Source organism: Microcoleus sp. Pol8_D6 (genome assembly GCF_036700965.1).
Taxonomy (GTDB): domain Bacteria; phylum Cyanobacteriota; class Cyanobacteriia; order Cyanobacteriales; family Microcoleaceae; genus Microcoleus.
In genome coordinates, this window is the sequence record NZ_JAUBPW010000030.1 from 70,597 (window position 1) to 77,671 (window position 7,075).

Sequence of the window (7,075 nt, forward strand, 5' to 3'; positions counted from 1 at the left end):
TCCGATGAAAGGCGCAGAAATAATCCGTTCTATCGAAACGGCAGAAATAGATAGAGTCAAGCAAGAACTCAATAAACAAGTTCCCGAAATTTACGTCGGCGACACAGTGCGAGTCGGCGTAAGAATTAAAGAGGGTAACAAAGAACGGGTTCAGCCCTACGAAGGGACTGTGATTGCCATGCGTAACGGCGGGATTAATGAAACAATCACCGTCCGCCGCGTGTTTCAGGGCGTCGGCGTGGAACGGGTGTTTTTGATTCACTCGCCCCGCATCGCGACGATCCAAGTGATGCGCCGCGGGAAAGTCCGCAGAGCAAAACTTTACTACCTGCGCGATCGGGTGGGCAAAGCTACTCGCGTCAAACAGCGGTTCGATCGCTCCCTGTAGGAATGCACCCAGCTTTCCCTTGGTTCATGGTTCATGGGAAATTAAAAAATTTCAAAAAAAGTTTCCCATTTACGAGCGCACTGTGTTAAAATAGAAATCTAGAGGTTAAGCGAATTTCAGCAACCTCACCTGTGCGCTCTTAGTTCAGTTGGTAGAACGCAGGTCTCCAAAACCTGATGTCGGGGGTTCAAGTCCTCCAGGGCGCGCTGAATCACCAAACATTAAATTCTGCCCGAAAGCGCCCGGATTATTGGCTGGCAACAGTCAAAACCGCAAACTTTCGGGTAGAATTAATTTTTGTGGGCGGTTCGCAAAAAATGCCATCAACAAATGCTCGGTGTGGCTTCTCGATCATCGGTTTCGGCGATCGGCATTTACGCCGTTGATTGGTTGGGCTTGTAAAAAAGTCGTGGCTTTAGATTTGAGATTTGGGACTTGGGCGTAAGTGGTTAGTGTCACAAAATCTGAGAGCCGCGGGCCACTCACACCATCTAAAATCTAAAATCTAAAATCTAAAATCGCAAGGGGGATTGAATCATGGCGAAAAAAGACGAAGCTCAAGAAACTCAAGAAATAACGGCGCCTGGGTTTGACCCTGCGGGTTTTTTTAAGGAAACTAGAGAAGAACTCGACAAAGTGGTTTGGCCGAGCCGGCAGCAGCTAATCAGCGAGTCTTTGGCCGTGCTTTTGATGGTAATCCTCTCAGCAAGCCTGATCTATTTGGTGGATAACTTCTTTAACTGGGGCGCGGGAAAGGTGTTTGGGCCATGACTTTTGCATCAGAAGAATCTGAGTATTCCACAGAAGCGACGGGACAGGCAGCATCGCCAGATGTGCCGGAGATTGATGCTCGCTGGTATGCTGTTCAAGTTGCCTCTGGCTGCGAAAAGCGCGTGAAGGCAAACTTGCAGCAGCGGATTCAAACTTTGGATGTTGCTGATCGCATCGTTCAAGTAGAAATTCCGCAAACTCCGGCAATCAAAGTCGGCAAAGACGGTTCCAGGCGGCAGTCAGATGAAAAAATCTTTCCCGGCTACGTACTCATCCGTATGTTTATGGACGAGGATACGTGGCAGGTGATCAAAAATACCCCGAATGTAATTAATTTTGTCGGGGCAGAGCAGAAACGCCGCTACGGGCGCGGCAGGGGTCACGTCAAACCGCTACCTCTGAGTCATTCGGAAGTAGAACGGATCTTCAGAAACGCTCAGGAATCAGAACCAGTTGTCAAAGTATCGATGTCTACTGGAGACCACGTTGTGGTACTTTCCGGGCCATTTAAGGATTTTGAAGGTGATGTGATTGAAGTTAGCCCGGAACGAAACAAGCTCAAAGTTTTACTCTCGATTTTTGGGCGCGATACGCCTGTAGAATTGGAGTTCAATCAGGTTCAGAAACAGAACTAACTAATGGCAAAGAAAGTTGTTGCAGTAATTAAGTTGGCGATTACGGCGGGAAAAGCCAACCCAGCTCCTCCGATCGGCCCAGCTCTGGGTCAGCACGGCGTCAATATTATGATGTTTTGCAAGGAGTACAATGCTAGAACCGCAGACCAAGCGGGTCTGGTGGTTCCGGTAGAAATTTCGGTTTTTGAAGACCGCAGTTTTACGTTTATTCTCAAAACTCCGCCGGCGTCGGTTTTGATTCAAAAAGCCGCTGGCATTGCTAAGGGTTCGGGAGAACCTAATCGCAAGCAAGTAGGGACGATTACACAGGCTCAGTTACGAGAAATCGCTGAAACCAAAATGCCTGACCTCAATGCTAATGATGTTGAGGCTGCTATGAAAATTGTGGCAGGAACGGCTAAAAATATGGGCGTGGCGATCGCGGATTAAAGTCAGTTGTCAGTTGTCAGTTGACAGTTGGCAGTTGTCAGTAATTCAGGATGTTGAAGCTAAAATCTTCAAGCTCAAATCGCAAATCCTAAGTCGGTTCAGGGGGAGAAGCAAAGCTTCGCTAGTAACCGAAAACGGGTAGATTTTAAGATTGTCCGATAGGTTCAATCTAAAATCTAAAATCTAAAATCTAAAATCGACTGACCCCAGGAGATAACAATGGCAAAGAAAGTATCGCGAAGACTGCAAGAACTTCAAAAGAAAGTAGAAGATAGACCTTATCTACCGCTGGAAGCTCTGCAACTTTTGAAAGAAACAGCAACCGCTAAGTTTGGCGAAGCTGCTGAAGCTCACATCCGTTTGGGAATTGACCCGAAATATACTGACCAACAGTTGCGGACAACTGTATCGCTACCAAAAGGAACTGGTCAAGTAGTCAGAATTGCGGTGATTGCTAAGGGCGAAAAAGTTAAAGAAGCTCTAAATGCCGGCGCGGATATTGCTGGTTCTGAAGAGTTGATCGATGAAATTCAGAAGGGCATGATGGACTTCGATTGCCTGATTGCTACCCCAGACGTGATGCCGTTGGTGGCAAAATTGGGTCGGTTGTTGGGCCCGCGCGGTTTGATGCCTTCTCCGAAAGGTGGCACGGTGACGACTGACATTGCTCAGGCGATCAACGAGTTTAAAGGTGGTAAACTAGAATTCCGTGCCGATCGAACTGGCATCGTTCATGTTATGTTTGGCAAGGCAGCTTTCTCAGCGGAAGATTTGCTGGTCAACCTTCATGCTTTGCAAGAAACTGTTGATCGCAACCGTCCTTCTGGTGCTAAAGGTCGCTACTGGCGCAGTTTGTACGTATCCGCAACAATGGGCCCGTCGATCGAAGTCGATATCAGTGCCCTGCGCGATACGAAAATTGACGCTGCCTAGTACAGAATTAAGCAGAACGCAGAAGGTAAAAGACAGCTTCGGCTGTCTGTGTAAATCTCTCACAAGACTTACTCCAGACCTCTGCTAATGTCTGCCTTCTGGTGATAGCCTAATCAAAAATCAATAAGCTGAAGACCGCAGGTGCCGACCGCTTAATTTCCTGCCGAGGCTGAAGAAATAAAAACTCAAGACTCAAAGATTAGAAATTTTCTATTTTTAATTCTGACTTGTTAATTTTTAATTCTCTGCCCCGGCTCTAAGGTCGGGGTTTTTGGTGGGCAGTTTTCGATCCTAAAAGGAGGTGAAATAAGTATGGGCAAAAGTTTAGCAGTAAAAAATGAGATTATTGCAGACCTCAAGCAAACCTTGAGCGAATCTCAACTGGCGATCGTGATTGACTACACGGGCTTAACTGTTGCTGAAATCACAGATTTGCGTCGGCGTTTGCGTCCGAAAGGCAGCAGTTGCCAAGTGGCAAAAAACACGCTGATGCGAATTGCGGTTGAAGGCAACGAAACCTGGCAGCCGATACAGGAATTGCTGACCGGTACGTCGGCGTTTCTGTTCGTGCAAGAAGATATTGGCGGCGCGATTAAAGCTTACCAAGAATTCCAAAAAGTCTCTAAGAAGACTGAACTTCGCGGCGGCGTGATGGAAGGACGGGTGCTGAAAGAAGCTGATGTTAAAGCATTAGCCGATCTGCCGTCGAAAGAACAACTCATGGCTCAAATTGCTGGCGCTATCAACGGTGTCGCAACCAAGTTGGCTGTGGGTATCAATCAAGTTCCTACTTCGATCGCTCGCGGTCTTAAAGCTTATGCTGAAAAAGACGGCGATTCTGCCGAAGTAGCAGCAGAAGCACAACCAGAAGCAGAAGCAGAAAGCGCATCTGTGTAAGTCATTAGTAATTAGTCATTAGTCCTCAGTCATTAGTATTTAGCAATAGATAGACAACTGGAGACGAAAAACTAATCATGAATGAGCAAATCTCAAATCTGAAATCCCAAATCTACAATCGAACTAGGAGATTAACGAATGTCTACTGCAACTGACGAAATCTTGGAAAAACTTAAGTCTCTGACTTTGCTCGAAGCATCTGAATTGGTCAAGCAAATTGAAGAAGCTTTCGGCGTCAGCGCTGCTGCTCCTGTAGGCGGCATGATGATGATGCCTGGTATGGGTGGTGGTGCCGCTCCTGAACCCGTAGAAGAGCAAACCGAGTTTACTGTCATGCTCGAAGAAGTTCCTGCTGACAAGAAAATCGCAATTCTGAAGGAAGTCCGCGCAATTACCGGTCTGGGCCTGAAGGAAGCAAAAGACTTGGTAGAAGCCGCACCGAAAGCAGTTAAGGAAGCTATTGCTAAGGAAGCTGCTGAAGAAATGAAGAAACAGCTTGAAGCTGTGGGCGCAAAAATTTCTATCAAGTAGTCAGAGAATGTAGTTAATATCAATTCTGGTGACACCGGAATGATGGTTGACTGTTGACTGTTGACTGTTAACTATTCCCTAAAATTAATCGCGCGATAGTTACATCTCTCGCGCGATTAATTATTTTTGGCGTAGGGAAACGGCACGATGCGGTGTCCTCTTAGATTTTAGAGGCGGCCTCCATTTGTCGCACTACTGTTAAAGCAGAATAGGAAACACCGGCAGTGCCTTCTCCGGGATGGGTGGAGTCGCCTACTAACCACAAGTTTTTAATTGGTGTGCGGTTCGCAAATCCGAAGGGGCCGAAGGTTGGTATTCGCTGCCCGATGCCACCCACAACGCCTTTATCTCTCGCTGTGTAGCGGGCAAAGGTGCGGGGTGTGGCGGCTTCTTGGTGTACGATCGACTCTGGCGTCAAATTGAAATATTCGCTCAAACGCGCGATCGCCCCTGCGGTATATTTTTGCTTTAATCCTTCATAATCAACAGAATTCCACCACATTCGAGTATCAGTAAATGAGGAAGCGATAATTGTCGCCATTCCCTCCGGTGCTCGACCATCACCCGGATGGCTGACTGAAACAAATAATGAATTATTCTCGCCAATCTCGCCGTCGTAATCGTAGAGAAACTGAAGGTGCGGCGGACAATTGGCCGGAATTGCGCTTTCATGCACTCCCAAATATATGACAAATGCACCGGATGCGGGCGGCAATTTATCGACTCGATATTTGTAGCCGGCCATTTGATTCGGGAGTTGGTTTTTTGTGTCTGAACTCTCTGATTTAACGGATAAATTATCAGTTACATTATCAGTTAAATTTCCGACACTCAGCTCGCTTGACAACAATTTTACTAAATTTTGCGCGGTCACGTTGGCAACAATGTGATCGGCTGTTTCTGTCCAAACTTCGCCTGTTTTTTGATTGCGAATCACTGTACCGATGGCTTTGCCATTTGCTGTGACAATATTTTCAACTGTGTGCCGCAACAAAACTTTGCCACCGTCTCGTTCGATCGCCTCTACAAGTCGATCGCTCAATACCTGCATACTTCCTTGTAGATGATACAATCCCTGTGGCTCTTGCGAAACTCCTAAAGCCGTCGCCGCGTAAAGTAGCGCCGTTTCTTCGGTATCGACTTGAGAATACAATTTTAACTGCAAATCCAGAAAAGTTTTCAAGCGCAAATTGTCGCCCAACCCACAAAGCCGCAAAGCATCTCCCACTGTCATAAAAGTGAAAGGCAAAGTAATTAGAGTATCGGGGCGAACAGCTTGAATTAATTGCCAGAAATCCCATAAGTTTCTGGGCGGTAAAACTGGATCGCGCCCTTGAAATTTCCAGCTAGCTTTGAACAATGCAGACAATAATTGCCAAAAAGGTTCGCTTCCAGGAAACTGCCGCTGCCTTTCTTCCTGCCACTTTTGCGGATCTCGCCATACGCTAATCGGTGCGGTTTCTCCCGGCAAAAACACCGCACAAGCGGGATCGCAGGGTGTCGCGGCGGGAAGTTCTATGTCTAATTCTGAGAAAATTCGGTGGTGAATGCCTCCGGGTTCCAATCCTGCAACCTGCGTGGCGCCGACATCGAAGGTAAAGCCTTTGCGTTTGAAGGTGGAAGCGCATCCTCCGGGGACGATCGCCTGGTCTAAGACTAGCACTTTGTATCCTCTGCGGGCTAGCAGGGCTGCTGCTGTCAGCCCGCCGATGCCGCCTCCAATTACCGTGACGCGGCCCTTAGTGTCTGCTGGATTGGATTTGCTCTCAGGGGTGCGATCGCCTCTCATAATTTATTTATTGTAATATTTCTTAATAGTATGCTCATATTTTGCAATAAAAAGCTCTTGTAGCGACAGGTTGAAATCTATCGCTACAAGAGGAAGGAGTCCGAGTTGACAGGACATTTCAGAGGTAAGGTGCAGCCGGATCGCCCCAAGCAACCCGAGTTTTTGCCGTAGCCGATTGGAGAATCAGGGACGCCGCCACTTGTTGAGATAAGCTTCGCCAATCCCAGCCACAGCCTGCATTTGAGTTAGCTGTTCCCGCAAAGCTTTGATGGTTCTTAGCTGTTCTTGAGACTGTTGCTGCAAAGCGTCGTAATTTCGCTGTATCGCTGCACTCTGGCTCAATTCATTTTCCAGATATTGCAACTTGGCCAGTTTAACTTGGAAGTCGCCGATCGCACTTGACTTTTCTGCTAACTCGTGCTGTAAAGATTCGTAACTCGACTTCGACACGGTTTCCTGGAATTGGCTTTCGAGATTTTGCTTTTCGGTGGCGAATTGCTGCTGCAAAGATTCCAGAGCAGCGGATTTTTCGCCTAGCTGTTGCTGCAAAGATTCCAGAGCACTGGATTTTTCGGCTAGCTGTTGCTGAAACTCGTGTTCGCGGTGTTCTTTTTCAGCGAATTGCTGCTGCAAAGATTCCAGAGCACTGGATTTTTCGGCTAGCTGTTGCTGAAACTCGTGTTCGCGGTGTTCTTTTTCAGC

General features: G+C 47.3%; 9 protein-coding genes, 1 tRNA gene, 1 pseudogene and 1 other annotated feature. Of the genes and pseudogenes, 9 read left to right on the forward strand and 2 right to left on the reverse strand.

Features of this window, described 5'->3' with window-relative positions; genetic code table 11:
* Positions 1–4 precede the first annotated feature (4 nt).
* The 9 genes from rplS (at position 5) to rplL (ending at position 4,584) form a co-directional block, all read left to right on the forward strand.
* The gene (rplS, locus tag QUA10_RS14315; protein WP_333054363.1) at positions 5–388 is read left to right on the forward strand and encodes a 50S ribosomal protein L19; all 384 of its coding nucleotides are present in this window, start codon (positions 5–7) and stop codon (positions 386–388) included.
* Between the two features lie 133 nt (positions 389–521).
* Positions 522–594: transfer RNA gene (locus tag QUA10_RS14320), tRNA-Trp, on the forward strand.
* On the forward strand, positions 565–774 hold the full coding sequence (locus QUA10_RS14325) for a hypothetical protein (RefSeq protein ID WP_333054361.1): 210 nt from the start codon (positions 565–567) through the stop codon (positions 772–774). The genes QUA10_RS14320 and QUA10_RS14325 overlap by 30 nt, the downstream gene beginning before the upstream one ends.
* 151 nt (positions 775–925) lie before the next feature.
* Complete coding sequence (secE, locus tag QUA10_RS14330) at positions 926–1,159, forward strand: preprotein translocase subunit SecE (protein WP_333054360.1); 234 nt, start codon at positions 926–928, stop codon at positions 1,157–1,159.
* Positions 1,156–1,794 carry a transcription termination/antitermination protein NusG gene (gene nusG / locus QUA10_RS14335; RefSeq protein ID WP_333054359.1) on the forward strand — a complete coding sequence of 213 codons (639 nt, stop codon included), beginning with the start codon at positions 1,156–1,158 and terminating at the stop codon, positions 1,792–1,794. Before secE ends, nusG begins: the two co-directional genes overlap by 4 nt.
* A 3-nt stretch (positions 1,795–1,797) precedes the next feature.
* Positions 1,798–2,223, forward strand: coding sequence for a 50S ribosomal protein L11 (rplK, locus tag QUA10_RS14340; RefSeq protein ID WP_006635588.1), 426 nt, complete (start codon positions 1,798–1,800; stop codon positions 2,221–2,223).
* A gap of 219 nt (positions 2,224–2,442) precedes the next feature.
* Positions 2,443–3,156 carry a 50S ribosomal protein L1 gene (rplA, locus tag QUA10_RS14345; protein WP_333080351.1) on the forward strand — a complete coding sequence of 238 codons (714 nt, stop codon included), beginning with the start codon at positions 2,443–2,445 and terminating at the stop codon, positions 3,154–3,156.
* A gap of 110 nt (positions 3,157–3,266) precedes the next feature.
* Positions 3,267–3,439, forward strand: a sequence feature (ribosomal protein L10 leader region).
* 29 nt (positions 3,440–3,468) lie between these two features.
* Complete coding sequence (rplJ, locus tag QUA10_RS14350) at positions 3,469–4,053, forward strand: 50S ribosomal protein L10 (RefSeq protein ID WP_333080349.1); 585 nt, start codon at positions 3,469–3,471, stop codon at positions 4,051–4,053.
* A 138-nt stretch (positions 4,054–4,191) separates the two neighbouring features.
* A complete protein-coding gene (rplL, locus tag QUA10_RS14355; RefSeq protein ID WP_333080347.1) occupies positions 4,192–4,584 on the forward strand; it encodes a 50S ribosomal protein L7/L12 in 393 nt (130 codons plus the stop codon).
* Positions 4,585–4,744: 160 nt separating this feature from the next.
* Here the strand turns inward: rplL and QUA10_RS14360 are convergent, their stop codons facing one another.
* Both QUA10_RS14360 and QUA10_RS14365 read right to left on the reverse strand, forming a co-directional pair.
* Positions 4,745–6,373, reverse strand: a complete 1,629-nt coding sequence (locus tag QUA10_RS14360) for an FAD-dependent oxidoreductase (RefSeq protein WP_333080346.1) — start codon at positions 6,371–6,373, stop codon at positions 4,745–4,747.
* Between the two features lie 183 nt (positions 6,374–6,556).
* Positions 6,557–7,075, reverse strand: a pseudogene (locus QUA10_RS14365) (CopG family transcriptional regulator); the annotation flags it as partial.